Here is a 19,903-nt window from a genome sequence, read left to right as displayed (position 1 = left end):
CGTTGTGCAACGAAACCCTCGGCAATTCCGCGCCAGGCGGGCCGGCTTCTCTCCTCCCCGACACCCCGCACTGCAACGGCTCTCGCGCTCCGCCACGCTTGTGCCAACAGCGAAAACGGAGCCGACACCGGGTTCAGGAAAAAAGGCCGGCCGCCGGAGACAAACCCGCCCCGGAGCAAAACGAATCCCTGGCACATGCGAATGAAGGCTCCCGAAGAAACTCAGCCAGGACCGTGGACGCGCCCGGCACCAAAAAAACTGGAGGCGAGGGTCGGAATCGAACCGACGTATGGGGCTTTTGCAGAGCCCTGCCTTACCACTTGGCTACCCCGCCTCTGCTCGCACCAATGAAAGCATAATCGGCCCGTCGCAGGGCGCAAGCCCCGGATCCAAAACAAGCAACTGGCGCATCCGGCAGGACTCGAACCTGCAACCTTCTGATCCGAAGTCAGAAGCTCTATCCAATTGAGCTACGGATGCGCCACAAACCCGGCGCACGTCACCGCCGGGAAAAGGAAATGGGGTGGTCGACGGGATTTGAACCCGCGACAGCCAGATCCACAATCTGGGGCTCTAACCAGGCTGAGCTACGACCACCGCTCAATCGCTCAGCACACTACGTCGAGCCCGTCCCAGGGTCAAGAGCCGGCGCAAGGGCCGGCCCCCTTGCCAACCCCCTGTCCACTTCCGATCCACAGCGGGTCGGGCACCGCACCCGCCGCAGTCCGCGCGCTTCACCCTCCGGTTCCGGAAAGGCCCCCCGGACAGCCAGTGATCCCACTGCAGGGCTGTCGGAGTCGAGACGTGGCGGCCCGGGTCATGGACTCGGCCCCGGACCGGCTTGGGACGGCAACCTTTCGCCTCGCCTGTTCGGTCTCGGCGCTGACCCGTGTGATCCAAGCGAAGCGGCAGATCAGAGGGAGGTTCATCTCGCTGGGGCGCCGCATGGGTTCGAGCCAGGCAGAGACCGGGTTCGAGAGCCGGCTCTGCAATTCCACGGCGCACAGCACGAGATCGGTGACAACGCCGCGGCTGAAAAGAGATCGTCTCCCTGTTGCGCCCGGCCCTGGTCGTGGGCAACAGACGATCTGATCTTGCGAGTGAGCCCACCCCCGCAAATCGCCTGCCGAAGCACCACCCCGCCCCACAGTGAGCCACCAAAAAGTCGACGGCGCCTCCGGCAGTAGCTGCAGGAGCCGCTGCGGCACGCACCAGGACCCCGGCGACTCATTGCACCGGAACGGCCTTCACCGTGATCGTCTCGGCGTCGATCACCCAGCGATGCCCGGGGGGCGGGCCGGGCACACTGTCCAAGCGCTGCCCGGCAAACTCCGCAAAGCTCACCGGCAACCGTCCCGCCTGTTTGACGAAAATCCGAAGCTGCTCCGTCAGGAACGGATCCATCGTTCCCCGTACCCCTTTGTGAAGGCGGTTCTCTGCGACAGCAGCGACCGGGGCAGGCGGCGGAGGCAACGGCGTCTCCGTGCGGACCGGCTCACCCAGGACCTCCGGAGCTGGTGCGCCATTGTTCGGGGCGGCCGACTCTTCGGCCCGCTTGCATCCGGCTACGCCCAAGACCAGAGCCCCTGCGACCAAGCCGAGGCATGCGCCACGTATCCAACCCGGCCGCGACCGAACGATCGAGTCAGTCCGGAGGAATCCCTTCTCACAAGTCCGGCCGCGAATTGGCAGGATCGAATCCATACGTGTGATGCACCGCACTGGCATGCCCGTCCGCAAATCCCACATTGGCCCGTTTGCTGTGCCGACTGGTGAGCACATCGCCGCCGCTGGGGTTGGGATTGTACGTGCTCTGCGGCACCCAGCGGCCGTCATTGATGACGTTCAAGTTCGGCCGCGAAACCTCCTGGGCCAGGTAGGACGACTGTTCCTCGGCCAGCATGATCTTTTTGGCCGGGTTCCTGATGTTCACCTGCCGGAACGGATAAAAGGTTTGGCCCTGGCGAATGGACGCCATGCCCGGGGAGCGGCCCGACTCCAGACTGAAACTGGTGAGACTGTAGCTGTACAGATAAGGGCCGTTGGCCGGATTGGCCTGCAGGATACGCTCCCGGTCGTCCAGATCCAGAGGGCACCGGAACAGGTTGCTGCTCATGTTGCCGATGTACGGCGCGATGGGGCTGCGCTCGATGGGGTACTGGGGCAGGTTTCGCCGCCAGTAGATCCAGTCCTCCGGTTGGAAGCCGTACGTGTTGGCCGAAGCACAGGCCGGAAAGATTCCCTGGTGGGCGTCGATGTACATCATGAACCCGACCGTGATCTGCCGCAGATTGCTGTAACAGCGGGCCTGGCCCGCCTTGGCCTTGGCCTTCGACAGTGCTGGCAAAAGCATCCCCGCCAAAATGGCAATGATCGCAATGACAACCAACAGCTCGATCAGGGTGAACGCCCGCCAGCTGCGTGCCGGCACTTCGCAAGGCCACTTTTTCACCGGTTTCATGAGCGAGGACCAGGGGATTGCAGCTTCCGCATCACCGTGCCGCCTGCCACAGGCAGTGTCAAGAGACCTGGTACGTGAACAAGATCGACTCCGAATATTGCTTTTCCCGGGCCCGATGCCGGCCGCCAAACCCCGGGCTGCGGGATCACTTTGCTCGCACTCCGTGATCGTCCTGCCCTTCCGCAGCCAGTCTGGGCCGCAGGCCTCCCGCTGCCCATCGGACATTTGTTCGAAGTTCCCGACCGCCCCTCGCCCGACGGCCGGGAAGAAAACGGGCCAGGCCCCGGCCGATGAAACACACCCGACACGGAGCCGCCGCGGCCGGGCCGAGCGCTTTTCCCGGTCGCCATCTCCTGTCGGGCGGAGTGGCTCCGGGCTCCGGACAGGGGCGAATGGGTGCGGCCATCTTGGATGCCATCGGGAACGACGTCGCAGGCTCGGGCCCTCCGGAATCGACACCCCGGCAAGCCGCCCACGTCGAGCTTGCTGCTCTCGCTACGGCGGATTCTCCGCAACTGCGCGGGCATGGCGGGCCGCTTCTCGAGCGGTCGGTCTCGGCCTGTGGGGTCCCCGGTTTCGCAGTGCCCAAACTCCCGTGCAGCGAGGCGAAGGTCTCTTCCGCCGGCTTGCCTGCGCTGGCAGGGCAGGAGCAGCTCAAGCCGCCACGGCCCTTCGCCGATAAAGGAATGGATGGAGGGCGCCGGGCCCCGCTTCTGGTCGCCCTCCCATGAGGCTTTGTTCTCGAGCACAAGGCGCAGGGCCGTCCCCCGGACGCCCCGGCCGCCCTACGAAAAGGATTGCCAACGCGGCACGCATGGCCAATGGTTAGTGGGAAGTGGGTGCGCCGATGGCGCCGCCTTGGCAGCGACGAGGTCGGCCGCCCGACTCAAGGACCAAGAAGGGGGCTTGAAACCGTGGGCCGGTCGTGCGGCAGCGGCACACCCCGGCATGGGCTGTGGAAGACAAGGTCCAATTACAACGCTTTGAACTGAAATACCGGGTGGACGAAGACACCGCCCGGGCCATCCGCGAGTTTGTCCGGGGCTACCTGGAGCCGGACGAGTACGGGGTCGACAAGCCGAACTATTCGTACCGCATCCACAGCCTCTACCTGGACTCCGACGACCTGCGGTGTTTCTGGGATGTGTTCAACAGCAACAAGAACCGGTTCAAGCTTCGCATCCGGTACTACGACGACAACCCCGATACGCCCGCTTTTTGCGAGATCAAACGGCGGGTCAACGAGGCGATCCTCAAACAGCGTTGTGCCATTCGCAAGGATGCCGTCGCTCCCCTGCTGTCCGGCCAGTTGCCCGACCCGTCCTTTTTGATTTCCCAAAAACCCCATCAGTTGGAGGCGCTCCAGGAGTTCTGCCGGCGCATCTCCGACCTGAATGCCAAACCCAGAACCCACGTCAGCTATCTGCGCGAGGCCTGGGTCAGCCCCGGCAGCAACGCCGTACGCATCTGCCTGGACCGTCAGGTCTGCAGCGAGCCGCAGAGCACTCCGGAGCTCAAAACGGAAATGGAAAACCCGGTCATGCCGTTCGAGCCGGAAGTGATCCTGGAGCTGAAGTTCACGGGTCGGTTCCCGAACTGGATGGGCGATCTGGTGCGGACCTTCGGGTTGCGCCAGCTCAGTTCCGCCAAGTACGCCGACGGGGTGGCCCTGCTGGGCGAGCGCCGCCTGGCCCCCGAATCCCTCCTGATCTTGCGGGACGACCTGCTCGAACGGTATTTGCAGCGTCGCCATCTGCCCGGGCGCCTGGGCCAGCCGGCTTGAGACACGAGGTCGCTGTCCATGAATGACGTCAACGGCCTGAACGAACTCTTGAGCCTGTTTTTCAGCGCGGATTTCTCGCTGCAGCCCGTCAATGTGCCGGCCCTTTTGCTGGGATTGTGCCTGGCATTCCTGGCCGGGCTGGCCATCTCGTGGACGTACATGACCACCCATGCAGGCCTGTCGTATTCCCGGTCCTTCGTAAATTCGCTGGTGGTGATTCCCGCCATTGTGACCGTGGTGATGCAGGTCCTGCAAAACAACCTGGTCACGGCCTTCGGCTTGATGGCCGTGTTCGCCATCGTGCGCTTCCGGAACGTGCTGCGCGACACGCTGGACACCAGCTACATCCTCAGCGTGATTGCCGTGGGCATGGCCTGCGGCACGCAGCGTTTTTCGCTGGCGGTCATCGCCACGCTCAGCGTCGCCGCCATCATGTTTTTCCTGTGGTACACCGCCTACGGCACGCGGCACCGCTATGATCTGATCGTCAATCTTCACTGGGGCCGTCCGGCGGCGGAGTTGCCCTATCTGTTGCGGGTGTTGGAGCGTCACAGTCGTGCGGTGTACTGCGCCACCCGCCGTTCCGACGAACGCCAGGAGGGCATGGATCTTTCCTACCGCCTGCTGCTGCGCGATCCCTCGCGCGTGGAAGATTTGCTCACCGAACTGCGGGCCGTTGAGGGCGTCTCGCGCCTGACCAGTCTCCAGGCCCAGGAAGAATCGGAGCTCTGACGCCATGAAACTGGAACCGCTCCCTCCCATTCCCAGTCCGCCGGCCCAATGGTGGCGCATGTTTCGCGTCCGCGTTCTGCCGGCGTTGGCCTTTGTGGGTGTGCTGGCCCTGACCGTGCGCCTCTGGGAAATGAACATGGCCAGCCCCACCGTGGTGGGGACGGCCTCGGGCCCGCGCGCCGACATTATCAGTCCGCGGCCCGGCAGGCTGTCGGAGCTGCACGTGAGCCTTTATCAGCCGGTGCAGGCAGGTCAGCCCGTCGCCCTGGTGGAAGCCGTCGATCCGGCCGTTCTCAGCAACACGGTGCGCCTGATCCGCGCGGAAATGAATGCCATCCTGGCGGACATGGGCTATCCCACCGACGATCGCCTCCGCTACGCCCAGTACCAGCTCGACTGGCTTCGCGAGCGGGCCGACCTCCTGAGCGCAAAGGCGCAGTTGGGGTATGCGGAACGGGAATACGAAAGGGTCCGGCGCCTGGTCGAAGAAGGCGTGGCCAGTCAGGACGCGCTGGACATCGCCTTGCGGGACCTGGAACAGGCCCGACAATTGGTGAACGAAAAACAATCTGCAGTCGACCTCGCTGCAAAGCTCCTGGAAGAACTGGATCCCCACCAACGCACCCCGGAATCGCCCCAGGTCAAGGCGGCCCTCGCTGTCGCGGAAGAACGGCTGCGCCTGGCGGAAGCCGAGCTGCAGCCCCTGGTGTTGACCGCCCCCATCGATGGCGTCGTCACCGCCATCGCCAAGTACCCGGGCAGCATCGTGGCCACCGCCGAACCCATCGTGACCATCGCCAGTTCACACGTGGATTACATCGTGGGCTTCATTCCCCAGCCGCTGCGGGTGGAGCCCGTCGAAGGGATGGAGGTCGAAGTCCGCAGCCGGGGCATCCACCGCTCGGTGGGGTACGGCCGGGTGCTCCACGTGGGCGCGCGCATCGAGCTTTTCGACGCTCCCCTTCGCATTCGCGGATTGGGCAATGCCCAACAGCGTGGCCTGCCCATCATCGTCAGTGTGCCGCCCAACATGAAACTGCGCCCCGGCGAGCTGGTGGACCTGGCCCTGGGCCCCACGCCGGCCGGCGCGCACGCCACCAACTGAGTCCGGGTCCCGCAAGCCGGGCGCCGCTTCCAGGCCGGCCCCGGCCACGGCCACAAATTCCGGCTGCTGACTTCAGGCTCGGCCCGCGGGCGGAGGCAGCCGCCCCAGCGCCCGCACCAAAGCCGCCACGCGCCGTACATCCACCGGCTCTTCGATCCGCCCGCCCCGCTTGAGCGAGGTCCCCACCAAAAACCCGTCCGCCGCCGCGTACCGCTCCAGGTTCTCCGGCGTGATCCCGCTGCCCACCAGGAGCCGTGCCCCGGGGCATGCCTCCCGTAACCGTCGCAACTGCTCCGGGTCGGCCGCCTGGCCCGTACCCACACCCGACACAATCAAGGCGTCGGCCAGCCCCCGTTTCCACGTGTCCCACGCCGCCACTTCCAGGGGCCAATCGCCCAACCGCACGGCATGTTTCACATGCACATCCGCCCAGATGGCCGCCTCCGGAGCCACTTGCTGGCGATACCGCACCGTCTCGTAGGCGTTACCCTGCAGAATGCCCTGATCGGTCAGCATGGCGCCGGTGTGGACGTTGACGCGAACGAAGCGGCCCCCACAGGCGGCACACAGGGCGAGCGCCGCTCGGGCATCGTTGCGCAACACATTGAAACCCAGCGGCAACTCCACCGCCTCCCGCACCGCAGCCGCCACCACGGCCATGGCCGCCACCGTCTCCGGCCCCACGGCCCCGCCGGTGAAGGGCAGATCGCCAAAGTTCTCGAGGCACAAGGCGTGGACCCCACCGCGCGCATAGGCCCGGGCATCGGCCACCGCGGCTCGAACCACTTCGGACATGCTGCCGGCCCAGCGGGGCGCCCCGGGCAACGGCCGCAAGTGGACAACGCCCACCAGCAAACGCGGACGTGCCGCGGACCAAATCAAGTCGCGCTGTCGCTGCGAGCTTTCCCACGCCCCTCTCATCCGGCCCTTCTCTGCAGGTCCCGTGCGGGACTCGGCGGAAGGTCCGGGGGCCGAACCCGATTGTGCTGCCTCACGCTGACTCATCCTTGGATGTCTCCCGTTGCGGATCGGTCTTGCGGGATGCGGTCTTGCGGCGGCGGCGAGTCCGGGGCACGATCGAGGTTCCCGCGGCGGCACCCGCTTCGCCCCCTTGGAGCCGTTTCAAGGCGGCAAGGGCGGCCTCACTTTCCGCGGCTTTTTTGCTGGGCCCCTTGCCCCGGCCCAGTTCCTGCCCCTCGTGCCACACCGCACATTCGAAAACGCGCTCGTGATCCGGGCCGGTCACGTTGACCAACCGATACTCGGGCGGGTGCGCCGACCTGGCCTGCAGGAGCTCCTGCAGTTCGCCTTTCGGATTGTCCGGCGCGGGCAGAGTCTCCACCTGCGCCAGCAGCGGTTCGAACTCTCGCAACACGAACCGCTGCGCCACCTCGAACCCGCCGTCCAAATAAAGGGCTCCGATCAGGGCCTCGTACGCATCGGCCAAGGAGGAGATCCGCTGCCGCCCCCCGTGCCGCTCCTCGCCGGGGCTGAGGATGAGGTGGCTGCCCAGATTCAACGCCCGGGCGCGCTCGGCCAGGGTCCGTCGGTTGACCAGCCGCGCGCGGGCCTTCGTGAGGCGGCCTTCTTCGTAGGTCGGGAATCGGTCATACAGCTCGCGGGTCAGCACCAGCTGGAGAACCGCATCCCCCAGGAACTCCAGCCGCTGATTCGTCTGCAGCGTGGCCGCAGGCTCCGTGGCCACCGAAGGATGAGTCAGCGCCAGTCGCAACAGCGTCCGGTCGCGAAACCGCCAGCCCACGCGGGTCTCCAATGCGTCCGTCGCAGACACGGGCGAAACTCTCCTGGCTTACGAACCGGAGGGAGCCGGCTCCACCCTGGAATCGGACGGGACGGCCTCGGCGCCTGTGGCGTCCGGGGTTGCCGGCGCGGGGTCGGGCCCCGACATCGCCGGAGGCAGACCCTGCTCGAGCAACTGCGCCACCGTCCGCTGCACGGCTTCGAGCTCGCCGAGCTTCAACGCCGGGTCGGGCACCGTGAACACGTCCCCGTTGCGCGTGTGTTCGTACACAAAGACCCGCTGGCCGTCGCGCCAGAACTGCTCCTTGACCTTCAGCACCCGTTTGCGCTCCAGCATGACCGCAAGGATGTACGTTGCAGGCCGGTATTGGGGATCGGCTCGCTCACACAGCTGACGCAGCAATGTCTCGGCTGCGTCGCGCCGGATCGGCTCGGCCGGGGGCGGTGGCGCCTCGTAGATGCCCCGCCAGTACGAGACCACCTCCCGTCGGGTGCGGGCCTCCTGGAGGTATTGTGCCTCCCAACACGCCACGCAAACGTCCAGCCGCCGGTAGCGCCTCTCCTCCTCCCACAGCAGACTGTGGTAGGGCTGGCGATCCGCAAACTTCTGACCGCAGCTTTGGCAGGCGGAAGCGCGTCCCTGAATGTTCCAGTCGTTCATCAACGGCAAAGCGGGTGGCAAAAATGCATGGCTGTCCGGCATGGATTCGAACCATGACAAAGGGCTCCAAAGACCCTTGTGCTACCGTTACACCACCGGACAGGCGCGCATTAACATAACCGGCGACTCCGGCATGGAAAAGAGGAAAAAGCAGGGCTGCCCGTGCCCGCGCGTCGTCCACCGGGGGGCCGGAGCAACAACTGCCTCCCCCCGGCGGGTCAGCAGGTCCGGCCAAAAGCCGTCACCGACGTGGGGCTCCCTCGGCGGCTCTCCGGGCCAACGGCTTCAACCTTCGCTCCCGGAGCCACACTCGGCACACCCGATCCACCCTGGATCCGGCATGAGCCTCCTTGGCGTCCAGCCGCGGACGTCAACGCTCCCGAACCAGTCGGGCCGGCTGGGCCCACAGCTCCGAGGGCCAGTTGGCAAATGCCCACGAGAACGCGAACCACGTACGGGCTCCGGCCGCCTTTCGTGGGCCAACCGGCGGACCGCCCAAGGGAGAGTTTGCTGCCAGCGGGACGGCGCACCGCAGGTCTCGCTCCGCGCAGACCGGCTGATCCTCCGGTGCCCGAGGCGCACCCGGCGGCCGTGGCTGAGCACCGGATAGAAGAAACCGGGGACAAACGCCGTTTTCCCCCGGTGTCCCGCGCCGAGGACGCCCGAAACTGCACCCGCTTTCGGGAGTGTCCAAAACCTGAAATGCGCCGCCGTGTCCGCAGCGGCCGTGCCTCCGGGATGGCGGGACGCAGAGCAGCGGAGGGACACGAGTTCCGTATCGTCTCGCAGCCCCTTCGCTCGAAATCGGACGCGGGCTTACAGCCGCTGAAGCACTGCACGGCGCTCCTCCGCGTTCAGTTCGCGCCATTGGCCCGGCGCAAGGTTGCCCAGCCAAAAGGCGCCGATGCGGACCCGCAGCAGCCGCAGCGTGGGATGCCCAATGGCAGCGGTCATGCGCCGCACCTGACGATTCTTCCCTTCCGTGAGCTCCAGGGCCAGCCAACAGTCCGGCACGCTCTTGCGGTAGCGAATCGGGGGAACCCGGGCCGGCAGAATGGCCGGGGCCGTCGGACCGATGGCAATCGGAATCAGGTCGGGCTCGGCGGGCGCTGGGAGCACTTGGGGTGGCGGCTCCAATCGCCAAACTCGGCACGGCCGGGTGAGATAATCGCCAATGCGCACGCCGCGCTGCAACCGGTCCAGGGCCTCCGGCGAGGGAATTCGTTCGACCTGCACCCAGTATTCGCGGGGATGGGCGTACCGGGGATCGAGCAGCCGCGCGGTCAACGCCGGCTCGTCCGAAAGAAGCAGAAGTCCCTCGGAATCGGCGTCGAGTCGGCCGATGGGATAGACGCGGGGCGGAAAGCCGAACTCGGCCAGCGTGCGGTGGCCCGGTCGCTCGGGGGTAAACTGCGAAAGCACGCCGTAGGGTTTGTGGAACGCCAGCAGCATGGCACGGCAGCCTCCCGGACGCGGCTGCGGTCAGCCCGGCACCGTCACCGGCTCGGCATGCAACCGATGCAAATGCTCGAGAGCCTCCTCCCACCAGGCCGACTCCGGCATCGCATAGGGACGGAACGTTTCGATCCAGCCCTCCTGCCCGTGGAAAAGGAGGGCCCGATGCAGCCCCAGGTTGTTGGCTTGCGGGGAATCGATCAGGCTGGCGGAGTCGTTGGCGCTCATCTGGAACAGGACCCGCAGCTCGAACTCGGCGAGCGCCTTGCGGCTGAGCTGGCGCAGCAGATTGGCGTAAGTGTCACAGGTGAGCAGCACGTGAAATCCCAGGTTTCCCCCCTGGGTGACCAGTCGGTCGAAGATCAGACCGGGATGAGTGAGAGACGTCTCACTGTCCAGGGCAAACGCCGCGTCCTCGTCGTAGCGGAGTTTTTTGTGGTGCTGGAGGCGATGGATCAAGAGGAACAGTTCGGGGGCGGCGGGGTCGAGCGTTTCGGTGCGACGTTGATGTTCGTGGAGCAACTCCTGCAAGACGGCTTCCGCGTCCGCGGGCCGGACCCATTGTACGGCGTGCGGCAGACGGGGCAGCAGCTGCTGGAAAAGCCGGGTTTCGGGGGCGTCAGGCGGACTGGCGTCGAACAGATAGAACCGAGCGGCCGGCCGGGGCAGTTGCGCCCCGAGGATGACCGGGGCCAGCAAAAGCAGGGCCAGCGCGGTTTCGTCGCGTTGCCCTACAATGAGCAAATGACTCCCGCTTTGGCGACGGAACACGACTTCGGTGGGACCTTTGATGGCGTTGGGTTCCCCCAGCCAGAGCCGGGGTGCGCGCGTGGGCCGCAGCGCCGGAGCATGCAACAACTCGCGCAGGTGGCGGTTTGACCGAATCTCGGCAGGCGCGTTGCCCTCGAAGACGATCGGTTCACGGCCGGCAAAGCGCCGGGCACGGTCCGGAGTGCTTTCCGCCAGGGCCCGGATGCGCCGCAACCATTCCTCCCGTTCGCGGTCGGGCAGCCAGACGACCTGGAAGGGACTGTTGCCCTGCAGGGCTCCGCCCTCGTCGTTGTAAATGGCCTCGCCCGGCCGGCTGAGCAATCGGGGCGCGGGATTGTCCTCGTTCATGATCAAAAGCGCGTCGGCCTCGTTGCATTGCAGCGCAATCCGCACAACCATCTGCCCCATGGTCGAACGGGCCAGCGTATAGGCTCCGCCCAGGGTTTGCGAACCGAGCAACACATGAATCCCGAAAGCGCGGCCCTGCCGCACGATGCGATCCAGCAACAGGGCCGCACTCTGGGCAATGCGATCGTCCTCCACGAAGAACTCCTGGAACTCGTCGATCAACAGCAACACGCGCGGCAGCGTCTCCCGGCCCCCGGCCCGGCGGTACCCCGGCAAATCTTGAACTCCCAGCTGGCGGAACAGGTCGCCCCGCCGGCGCAGTTCCTCGTCCACGCGATGCAGCACGCTGAGACCGAACTCCCGATCGCTTTCAATGGCCACCACGCGGGCGTGCGGCAGCCGATGAGCCGCATAGCATTTGAACTCCACGCCCTTCTTGAAGTCCACGAGGTAGAACTCGATTTCGTCCGGGCTGTACCACAAGGCCAGGTTGGTGATGATGACGTGGAACAGCGTGGACTTGCCCGAGCCGGTCTTGCCCGCCACCAGCCCGTGCTGCCGGGTGCCCTGTCCCAGGCAGAGGTATTGCAGCTTGGTAGCCCCCGTGCGCCCAATCGGCACCCGCAGCTCGTCGGTGGCATCGCCCGACCAGTACCGGTCCTCCGAGGGGGCCGCCTCCACAAACGGGGTTTCGACCCGGTAGGCATCCCGACTGTTTTGGCCGATGCGGTGGAGCAGCGGAGTGGCAATCTCGGGCGGCGGCGGCGCTTCCAGCTCCAGCCGGAGCCCCTCGTGGTCGGCGCCGGCCAGCAGAAAGCGCCCCGACCGTTGGACCAGACAGCGCGCGTATTTGCGAAGTTCCTCGGGCACCAGTTCCACCGGCGGCGTGCGGCGCTGGTCCCAGTGCAGCAGCACATGCACCCCGCAACGCGGGCCGCTGGCTGCCAGGCTCTGCAGGCGCTTGACCGCCAGATCCGAGAAATTCACGGGAAAATGCGCCACCACCAGGAAATGGTACTTCTCGGCCAGCCGGCCCGCCTGGGCGTTGTACTCGGCCAGGGTCGCATATTCGTTCCGCAGGTACATCTGGGTGACCTTCTCGACGTGTTCGTTCAGTTCGGCCAGCCGTTCTTCGATGTGGGCGGGCTGGGTCCAGATGCGCCCGTGGATCAGGCGGTCCTCGTAATCGGCCAGGTGCATGATGCCGGCGAAGTTCTGCCCGAGGCCCACCGGGTCCAGGATGGTGAAGGCGAGGCGGCCGGGTGGGGCGCTGGTGAGCAGGCGAAGAATGAGATTGTTCAGTGTGGCCAGGGCGGGCTCCGTTTCGGCCTGACCGGTCTCCAACAAAAGCGAGGCCTCGTGCGGCACGGTCAGCAGCAGCGGTAAACGCAGCTGCTGGGGCTCCGGAAGAGGAAGCCCTTTGTCGGCCAGATTGACGCCGCAAAAAGTGGCGAGGTCCACGTCCAAGTGTCCGTAGGGAGCGGCATGCAGGAAATCCTCCGGCGGAGTCCAGTCCGACCAACGGGGGTCGGTCCAGGGCGGAAAGGCGACTTCGGCTGCCGCCGCAGCGGCGCGCAGTTGGGCGACCAACGGCAGAACGACGTCGTGCCACTGCCGGCGAATCTCGTTCCAGCCCGTTTCACGGGCTTGCTGCAGGCGTTGGAGTTGCTGCCGGGTGCTCTCCTCGAGGGACTGGCGTTGTTGCTCGTACTCGGATTCCATCCGGGCCTGCTGACGGGCCACGTCTGCTTCCAGTTGCTGCAGTCGCGTACGGGTCAGCGTGTCGTTGCGCTGTTGGGCGCGCCGGCCCCGGGCTTCGAGGGCCTCGAGGGCCTCCTGCTGCTGTTGTTGGGTCTGCTTCCGGAGCTGACGCCATCGCTCGTTCAACACCTCCACGGTCCGGGCATGCCTGGCCTGGATGGATGCAAGCTCCGACTGATGGGCGGTTTCAGCCGATTGCGCGCATTGTTCCAGCCATCCGTCCAACTCGGCCAGCGCGCGCGCCATTTTCTCGGCACGCGGCCGGGCCAAGCCCCGGCTCAGTCCGTACAAGCCCAACCAGAACACGAGGGCGCCGCTCCAAACCGCCCAGTGCACAGGGCTCAGCTCTGCCGGCCCGCGCCGCGCCACGCCGAAGATCCCCAGGGCCGGCAGCACAATGCCCAGCAAAAGCCCCAGCCACCACGGGCAGTAGCGGAAGAGCACGGGCAGAATCAAACGACGCGTTTGCCGGACCAGCGCGTCAACTCCTGCCAGACGTCCCTGGAAACCCGACCAAAAGCTGACCGCGTCCAGGCCTTCGACTGCGGACGTGGGCGGGGTGGGCCCGGCCGTCAGGCATTGGCGCGCCAGACCGGGGTAGGGGCTGAAAAGGAGCTGGACCAGATGAAGACGCTGTTGGTACCGGGCCTGAGCCTCGGTCATCCGCTCCAGGAGAGCCTGATGGGCTTGTCGTGCGGAGGCCAGCTCCTCGTCGCGGCGACGATCGGCATCGAGCTGGGCCCGTTGGATTTCGAATGTGGCGCGACCCGCTTCGGCCTCGATGCGGTCCTTCAGGCGCTGGCGTTCCTTCTCCAGCGCCTGAAGGATGCGGCGTTCCCGATGTTGATGGGTCCGCTCCAGGTGCAGACGCCGTTCGCGGGCGTGGGCCTCCAGGCGGGCGCGGGCGGCCTCGTATTGTTCGCGGGCCACGCGGAGTGCCTCGTCGCGCTGGTAGCGCACGCGGTGACTGCGCGAGCCGAGATCACGGTCCAAATGCTCCGCCTGGCGCGCCAGTTCCTGCACCGTGGTGCGCAGGCGCTCCAGCAGGGCCAACGTCTCGGCCGTACCCACAAGAGGACTATTCACAGTCGCGACGGATTTGTTGCAGCACACGTTCCAGGGTATCCAACGCAGCGATGGTTTGGTTGACCTGGCTGGTCAGCTCGTTGAGGAAGCGCTGTTCGAACTCGAGCGCTTTGTCATCTCGCCAGCACTCCCGGGTTCGGTCCCAGTGAGCCTGCAAATCCTTCAGCAGGCCGAGCAGACGATTTTGTGCACCGGTCATGGCTGGGACGGTCCCGATGAGGTTGGATCGGTGGCAGGTGCCGGAGGCGGCTCGGGGGCGGGCCGGGAGAGCGAAGCCGAACCGGGTTCCAACTCCGCGTAAGCGGCAAGGGTGCGATGGATCTCGGTGAGGTAAGCCAGGGCACGGGCCAGGTCCTGGTTGAGATGACTGCGCAGTTTCTCGATTTGCCGCGCCAGCGGTTGCACGCGGGGCTCGAACTGCTGTTGCCAGAAACGCACGCGGCGGGCGCGATCCTGAGCAGATTCCAGCGCCTGGCGGGCGCGCTGGACGGCCACCTGTTCCGCCAGCGGCGTGTCGCGAAAGGCCGAGAGCCGGGCGCTGAAAAGCTCCTGCTGTCGCTGCTCCAGCTCCCGTTGCAGGCGACGGATCTCGTGCTGCCAGTGCGTCGCGCGGTCCTGCTCCAACCAGTTGCGCGTCCGGGCGAGATGCTCGGTCACCTCGTCGAGGACCCGCCCTGCCCGCTCGCGGAACAGGATCATCTGATTCCGAAAGGCCTCGATGGCCTCCAGGGAGGTAACCCTGGCCTGGTCTGCCATGGGTCAGTGCTGTTTGAGGTATTCCTCGATGCGCTGGGCCTTGCGCAGGAGGAACGGGGCCTGACGGTTGGAGGCTTCGATAAACCGGCGCAGGACCTTCATCGTATCGCGGAATTCCTCGGCAAACTTGGCGTGCTCCTGATCCTGCCAGGTGTCGCCCAGGGCCGCGAAGCGAGCCTGCAAGGCCGACATGCGGTTCTGCAGCTCGAGGTTGAACCGTTTCAGCTCCTCGGCGAACCTGCGCACTTCCTCCGGATCGATGATGGCTTGTGGCATGGCTCACGGGCGCGGCGGTCGCCACGCGTTCTCCGGGTTGCCGCGAACGGCGTTGCCCTGGCCTGCCGTTCGCTCATCCATGGCACGATAACCTACCAATGCCTGTTCGTTTTGGCCACTGCCAAACGCAGGCAACCCCTCGGCCGCCCCGGGGGAACTCGGGCAAACACACCGGGGCTTCCTCGCGTGCGGGTTGTCCATGTGGGCGCCCTTGGGCCGGAACGGCTCCGCCTGCCCGCCGGCATGAGGCCCCGAAAAAGCCGTCGCCGGGCGCCGGCCGGACACCGAACGCCCCCTTTCCGCCTGTCCGGTGGGTGCCGGAGGCCCGTGGGCCGCAGCTCGGACCGTGAGCGTGGGCGCTCCACGGGCGCTCCACGCCGGGTGGCGCGGGCAGACAAGTTGAACGTTACGCCGCCGCTTGAGCCGGCCTCGGCACCTTGCGCACCCGTTCAGTGAAGTCGTCCACCTCCTGAATGGTTTCGCAACCGACGGTCATCACGTCCACGCACCCCAGGCCCAGCACAAACCGGATCGATTCATCCCGCTTGTCCGGGTCGTTCCGCAACCGGCCTTCGCCCACCAGCTTCATGCCCACGATGCCCTTGCCCGCGGCTTTGATTTTGCGCAACACCGGCACCACCTCATCGGGCGGACCGTCCATGCTCATCTGGAAGGGGTTGATGCGCGCGTGCACGGAATCCACCCACGGCTCCTCGGCGGCTGCCTTCAATGCCTCCAGCGAATGGCAGGAGACGCCGTGGGCACGAATGATGCCCTTCTCCTTCAGCCGGGCCAGGATCTCCATTTGTTTGCTCAGTTCCCTGGGCCAGTTCGGCGAGGTTACGCAGTGCAGCAGGACCAGGTCGATGTAATCGGTTTTGAGCTCCCGGAGGAACCGCTCCACCACCACATCGGCATCGGGTCGTTCGGGTTCCGGAATGCCGCCGGGCCGGAACCAGATCTTGGTGACGATCTGATAGCGGTCCCGCGGCACGCCCTCCAGGGCCGGAATGAGGTACGGATGCGTGCCGTACAGGTCGGCCAGATCGAACAAACGGGTGCCGCGTTCGTAGGACTCGCGAATCAGGGCCTGAAGTTTTTCCCGGCCCATGCGGGTGTGGTTGGACTGGCGATTCCCGCCGCGCATGCCGGTGCCCAGGGAAAACCGCGAGGTGCGAATCCCTGACTTGCCCAGCGTCACGGTTTCGAAGGGATCGAAACGGCGCGGTTGTGATTCCTCGGCCCGCAGCCACGGGCCGGTGAGGGCCACCAGTCCAGCCGCCAACGCGGTGCGCCGCAAAAACTCGCGACGTCTCATTCGAGGTTCGGCGGGAGAGGAGGCACAGGGCTTGGTCGTTGCCCGGGACGGATTCTGGTTCGGCGTTTGCATGGCAGCTAATGAATGCCACAAGACCAGCCGCGACGCAACCTGCCAGCGTGTCGGCGGGCCACCGCTGGATCCCACTCGCGGCTCCCGGTCGGACAGCATCTTCCCGGAGAATCCGGAGTGTCTGCATGCCCGGGGCCGGCATGGAAGAGGTCCGGGGCACTCACGGTTTTGACCCGGCGCAAACGACGTTCCGAGGGCGACCGTGTTTCCCCGATTCGGCTTGCCCCGGCAGGGTCGGGCTCGTTTACTGAACCTGCATGGCTGCACGGGATGCGCAATCGACTCCCCCCAACACTCACGGGGATTTCGATCTGCAACGGTATCTGACCGAACGAAGCCGGTGGGTGGACCGCGGGTTGCACCGGTTCTTACCCCCGCAAAGCACCCGGCCGAGCACGATTCACCGGGCCATGCGGTACTCGGTGTTCGCCGGCGGCAAGCGGATTCGGCCCATCCTCTGCCTGGCGGCGGCCGAGGCGTGCGGGGGCGATCCGGAGGAGGCGCTGCCGTTGGCCTGCGCCATCGAGTGCATCCACACCTATTCGCTGGTGCACGACGATCTCCCGGCCATGGACAATGACGACTTCCGGCGGGGCCGCCCCACCTGTCACAAGGTGTTCGGCGAAGGCATCGCCGTGCTGGCGGGGGATGCGCTCCTGACGCTGGCCTTCGAGATCGCCGCGCAGTGTCGCGGCTGGCCCCGCTACCCTCCGGAGCGGATCATCCGCGAGCTGGCCGAGGCCGCAGGCTCGCGCCAGTTGATCGCCGGGCAGGTGGCCGATCTGGAGAGCGAAGGCAAACAGATCCCGTTGTGGCAGCTCCGGTACATCCACGAGCGAAAAACCTCGGCCCTGCTCTGTTGCGCGGTGCGGCTCGGCGGCATGAGCGCCAACTGTACAGCGCGGCAGTTGGAGGCGCTCACCCGGTTCGGATACCATGTCGGGCTCGCCTTTCAGGTGATCGACGACATCCTGGATGTCACGCAAACGAGCGAGAAGCTGGGCAAGACCGCCGGCAAGGATGTGAAAGCCCGCAAGGCGACCTATCCGGCGCTGGTGGGACTCGAACGGTCGCGCCAGATCGCGCAGACTCTCACTCGACGCGCCTTTGCGGCGCTGGAGCCTTTCGGCCGGAAGGCCGCAGCCCTGCATGCCCTGGCCGAGTTCCTTCTGCGCCGGGATCACTGACCCATCCGCCGGCCCGGCTCCGGGTTCCTGCCCCGGGGCGGCGCAGCCGGCCTCAGGTCACCCGACCGAACTTCCGCTCCAACTCGCGATAGCTCAGCTCGATGAGCGTGGGCCGTCCGTGGGGGCAAGTGTACGGCATGCGACAGCGGCGCAGACTCTCCAACAGGTTCCGCAGTTCCGGCTCCTCCAGGGGGTCACGCGCCTTGACGGCGTGGCGGCAGACCGTTTTGGCGACCACGGGCTCGCCCAGCCGCAGTACATTGAGTTCCTGGCCGGACACCCGCAGCTCGTCCACCAGATCGAGCAAAAACCGACGCGGATCCGGCACTTTCACAAAGGGGGGCAGGGCATCGAGCAGGAAGGTGCGGGTGCCGAACTCGCTCAAGCCGACGCCGAGCCGGTTCAACACGCCGAGTTGCTCGCGCAGAAAGGCGGCATCGCGTGCGGGCAGCTCGACCGCTTCGGGCAACAACAGTTTCTGCGACGGGGCCTGCCCCTCCCGCTCGAGGCGGTCCAACATCTCTTCGAACAACACCCGTTCATGCGCCGCATGTTGGTCCATCAACACCAGCCCGCGATCGGACTCGAACAGCACGTACAGTCGGCCCAAAACCCCAAGAAATCGCAGCGGCACCTCCAGCAAGGGCACGGGCTGAAGGTCGGGCCCGGCCGGCGAACCGCCCGGGGCAACCCTTTCCGGCCGCGGCGGGGTAACGACGGTCGAAGATGGGGCCGAGGGCTCGGCACCGGCCCCGGGTCCGGAGACGGGCGCCGGAGAAAACACCGAGGGCACCGCAACGGTCGCACCCGGTTGTGCCGGAGCTGAAGCCCGAGCCGGAGCCATCCGGGTGGTCGACGTCGCGCCAGGCATGGCCACGTCGAAACCGAAGCTCCCCACTCCGGGACCGGCCTCCGCGCTTTGCGACGGGGTGGGGGTTTGCGGATCCGTCTTCAGACCGGGCAAAGCCGATTCTTCTCGTTTGACAGGGAGCGAGGGGGTGGAAACCCCCGAGGTCGTCGCCTGCCCCACTGCCCGGCCCGGGGCCGAGTGAAACGCAAGCAGGGTTTGCCGGACCGCCTGAGTCACCGCATGGCGCACGGCCCATTCGCGGTGAAACTTCACCTCCCGTTTGGCCGGGTGAATGTTTACGTCCACCGCGGCCGGGTCCAGCTCAAGAAACAGACAGCAGACCGGGTAGCGCCCCTTCATCAGGGCGGTGTGGTAGCCTTCCAACAGCGCGTGGTTGAGGGTGCGGCTCTCGACGGGCCGGCGATTGACAAACAGGTGTTGATCGGCCCGAGTGGCCCGCGACACGCCCGGAGCGCCAATGAATCCCCACACGCGCAACAACGCAGAGGGCTCGGGACTCGACACGACTTCAGCCGGGCTGGCAGAGGGACGCTCGTCCAAAGGCGCGGCGAACTCGACCTCGAGAAGAGCTTCGCCCGTGCCGTAAAGGGCACGGAGCCGTTCCCGCAGGGCCGCCCGCCGGGTTTGCGGATCCGGGCCGCAGGGCACCGCCGGCAATTGCCAGAGGGTCCGTCCGTCCTTGATGAAGGTAAAGGCCACCTCCGGCCAGGCCAGTGCCGCCAGCAGCACGCAGTGTTGCACGTGCGCAGCCTCGGTCTCGTCGCTGCGCAGGAATTTGCGCCGCGCGGGCACGTTGAAGAAAAGCTGGCGGACCTCCACGGTGGTGCCCGGCGCCGTGCCCGCGGCTCGCACATCGACGATCCGTCCCCCCGTCACCAGCACTTGCGTTCCCTCGGGTTGGTCACTGTCGCGTTCCCGCGTGGTCAGGGTCAGCCGGCTCACGCTGGCGATGCTGGGGAGCGCCTCTCCCCGGAACCCCAGCGTCCGAATCGCCATCAGGTCCTCCAGCGACCGGATTTTGCTGGTGGCATGCCGCTCGAGACACAACAGCGCGTCGTCCCGGCTCATCCCGATGCCGTCGTCGGAGACGCGGATCAGACTCCGGCCTCCGGCCTGAATCTCCACCACAATGCGGCGTGCGTCGGCGTCCAGCGCGTTTTCAATGAGTTCTTTCACCACGCTGGCCGGTCGCTCGATGACTTCGCCGGCCGCGATCTGGTTGGCCAGCGTCTCCGGTAACAGACGAATCCGGTTCATGCGCGGAACGGGCGACGCGCCTTCCCGCCCGGCACCTCTGGGATGGTCGATGACATGCGCATTCATTCTAGGACCACCGCCCGCCGGGTAAAGCGCCGGGCAGGCGGAGCCCGGTTTTGTTGTCGCCCTCCCGAGCTGCTGGCGGCGGTTTGGATCCGGCGCCCAAAGCATCCGAGCGGATTCTCAATCCGACGACAGCAGCGGTTGCGCCCAAAGCCGGCCGTTGAAGGGGCAGCGGTGGG

16 protein-coding genes and 4 tRNA genes are annotated in these 19,903 nt (G+C 66.3%); 4 read left to right on the top strand and 16 right to left on the bottom strand.

The annotated features are described in order from the left end of the window. Window positions 1-259: 259 nt before the first annotated feature. The 5 genes from ACPDIT_RS09560 to ACPDIT_RS09540 form a co-directional block, all read right to left on the bottom strand. Window positions 260-334 (bottom strand) — tRNA-Cys (locus tag ACPDIT_RS09560). A 69-nt stretch (window positions 335-403) separates the two neighbouring features. Continuing rightward, window positions 404-480: transfer RNA gene (locus ACPDIT_RS09555), tRNA-Arg, on the bottom strand. Between the two features lie 39 nt (window positions 481-519). Further along, a tRNA-His gene (locus ACPDIT_RS09550) sits at window positions 520-597 on the bottom strand. A 630-nt stretch (window positions 598-1,227) separates the two neighbouring features. After that, entirely contained in the window at window positions 1,228-1,404 is a 177-nt protein-coding gene (locus tag ACPDIT_RS09545; protein ID WP_423442974.1) for a hypothetical protein, read from the bottom strand. Between the two features lie 262 nt (window positions 1,405-1,666). After that, window positions 1,667-2,452 (bottom strand): prepilin-type N-terminal cleavage/methylation domain-containing protein, encoded by a 786-nt coding sequence (locus ACPDIT_RS09540; RefSeq protein ID WP_423442973.1) that lies wholly within the window; start codon window positions 2,450-2,452, stop codon window positions 1,667-1,669. Between the two features lie 964 nt (window positions 2,453-3,416). On the opposite strand from ACPDIT_RS09540, the gene ACPDIT_RS09535 reads away from it, so the two are divergent. The 3 genes from ACPDIT_RS09535 to ACPDIT_RS09525 are packed head-to-tail and all read left to right on the top strand — an operon-like array spanning window position 3,417 to window position 6,081. After that, a complete protein-coding gene (locus ACPDIT_RS09535; protein ID WP_423442972.1) occupies window positions 3,417-4,244 on the top strand; it encodes a VTC domain-containing protein in 828 nt (275 codons plus the stop codon). A gap of 18 nt (window positions 4,245-4,262) precedes the next feature. Next, the gene (locus ACPDIT_RS09530) at window positions 4,263-4,976 is read left to right on the top strand and encodes a DUF4956 domain-containing protein (protein ID WP_423442971.1); all 714 of its coding nucleotides are present in this window, start codon (window positions 4,263-4,265) and stop codon (window positions 4,974-4,976) included. Window positions 4,977-4,980: 4 nt separating this feature from the next. Next, entirely contained in the window at window positions 4,981-6,081 is a 1,101-nt protein-coding gene (locus tag ACPDIT_RS09525; protein ID WP_423442970.1) for an HlyD family secretion protein, read from the top strand. A 72-nt stretch (window positions 6,082-6,153) separates the two neighbouring features. Here the strand turns inward: ACPDIT_RS09525 and ACPDIT_RS09520 are convergent, their stop codons facing one another. The 10 genes from ACPDIT_RS09520 to ACPDIT_RS09475 form a co-directional block, all read right to left on the bottom strand. Then, a complete protein-coding gene (locus ACPDIT_RS09520; RefSeq protein ID WP_423442969.1) occupies window positions 6,154-7,002 on the bottom strand; it encodes a BtpA/SgcQ family protein in 849 nt (282 codons plus the stop codon). A gap of 70 nt (window positions 7,003-7,072) precedes the next feature. Beyond that, window positions 7,073-7,873 (bottom strand): ribonuclease III, encoded by an 801-nt coding sequence (rnc, locus tag ACPDIT_RS09515; protein WP_423442968.1) that lies wholly within the window; start codon window positions 7,871-7,873, stop codon window positions 7,073-7,075. Window positions 7,874-7,891: 18 nt separating this feature from the next. Continuing rightward, window positions 7,892-8,545 carry a hypothetical protein gene (locus ACPDIT_RS09510; RefSeq protein WP_423442967.1) on the bottom strand — a complete coding sequence of 218 codons (654 nt, stop codon included), beginning with the start codon at window positions 8,543-8,545 and terminating at the stop codon, window positions 7,892-7,894. Beyond that, window positions 8,532-8,605, bottom strand: a tRNA-Gln gene (locus tag ACPDIT_RS09505). The genes ACPDIT_RS09510 and ACPDIT_RS09505 overlap by 14 nt, the downstream gene beginning before the upstream one ends. 714 nt (window positions 8,606-9,319) lie before the next feature. After that, a complete protein-coding gene (locus ACPDIT_RS09500) occupies window positions 9,320-9,955 on the bottom strand; it encodes a pseudouridine synthase (RefSeq protein WP_423442966.1) in 636 nt (211 codons plus the stop codon). Between the two features lie 30 nt (window positions 9,956-9,985). After that, on the bottom strand, window positions 9,986-13,924 hold the full coding sequence (locus ACPDIT_RS09495) for an FtsK/SpoIIIE domain-containing protein (RefSeq protein ID WP_423442965.1): 3,939 nt from the start codon (window positions 13,922-13,924) through the stop codon (window positions 9,986-9,988). Continuing rightward, window positions 13,917-14,123, bottom strand: a complete 207-nt coding sequence (locus ACPDIT_RS09490) for a hypothetical protein (protein ID WP_423442964.1) — start codon at window positions 14,121-14,123, stop codon at window positions 13,917-13,919. Before ACPDIT_RS09490 ends, ACPDIT_RS09495 begins: the two co-directional genes overlap by 8 nt. Beyond that, a complete protein-coding gene (locus tag ACPDIT_RS09485) occupies window positions 14,120-14,680 on the bottom strand; it encodes a hypothetical protein (RefSeq protein WP_423442963.1) in 561 nt (186 codons plus the stop codon). Before ACPDIT_RS09485 ends, ACPDIT_RS09490 begins: the two co-directional genes overlap by 4 nt. A gap of 3 nt (window positions 14,681-14,683) precedes the next feature. Beyond that, a complete protein-coding gene (locus ACPDIT_RS09480; RefSeq protein WP_423442962.1) occupies window positions 14,684-14,956 on the bottom strand; it encodes a WXG100 family type VII secretion target in 273 nt (90 codons plus the stop codon). A 406-nt stretch (window positions 14,957-15,362) separates the two neighbouring features. Further along, window positions 15,363-16,274: an aldo/keto reductase gene (locus tag ACPDIT_RS09475; protein WP_423442961.1), complete on the bottom strand. Its 912-nt coding sequence runs from the start codon at window positions 16,272-16,274 to the stop codon at window positions 15,363-15,365. A 329-nt stretch (window positions 16,275-16,603) separates the two neighbouring features. Here ACPDIT_RS09475 and ACPDIT_RS09470 point away from each other — a divergent pair, with 329 nt between their 5' ends. After that, window positions 16,604-17,533, top strand: a complete 930-nt coding sequence (locus ACPDIT_RS09470; protein WP_423442960.1) for a polyprenyl synthetase family protein — start codon at window positions 16,604-16,606, stop codon at window positions 17,531-17,533. A 52-nt stretch (window positions 17,534-17,585) separates the two neighbouring features. Here ACPDIT_RS09470 and mutL read toward each other — a convergent pair whose 3' ends face one another. Then, window positions 17,586-19,661 (bottom strand): DNA mismatch repair endonuclease MutL, encoded by a 2,076-nt coding sequence (mutL, locus tag ACPDIT_RS09465; protein ID WP_423442959.1) that lies wholly within the window; start codon window positions 19,659-19,661, stop codon window positions 17,586-17,588. Window positions 19,662-19,903 lie beyond the last annotated feature (242 nt).

Origin of the sequence: Limisphaera sp. VF-2 (assembly GCF_049537125.1) — a bacterium.
In the GTDB taxonomy this organism is placed as follows: domain Bacteria; phylum Verrucomicrobiota; class Verrucomicrobiia; order Limisphaerales; family Limisphaeraceae; genus Limisphaera.
The sequence above is the reverse complement of the archived record's forward strand: the minus strand, read 5'-3'. Positions and strand labels throughout refer to the sequence as shown.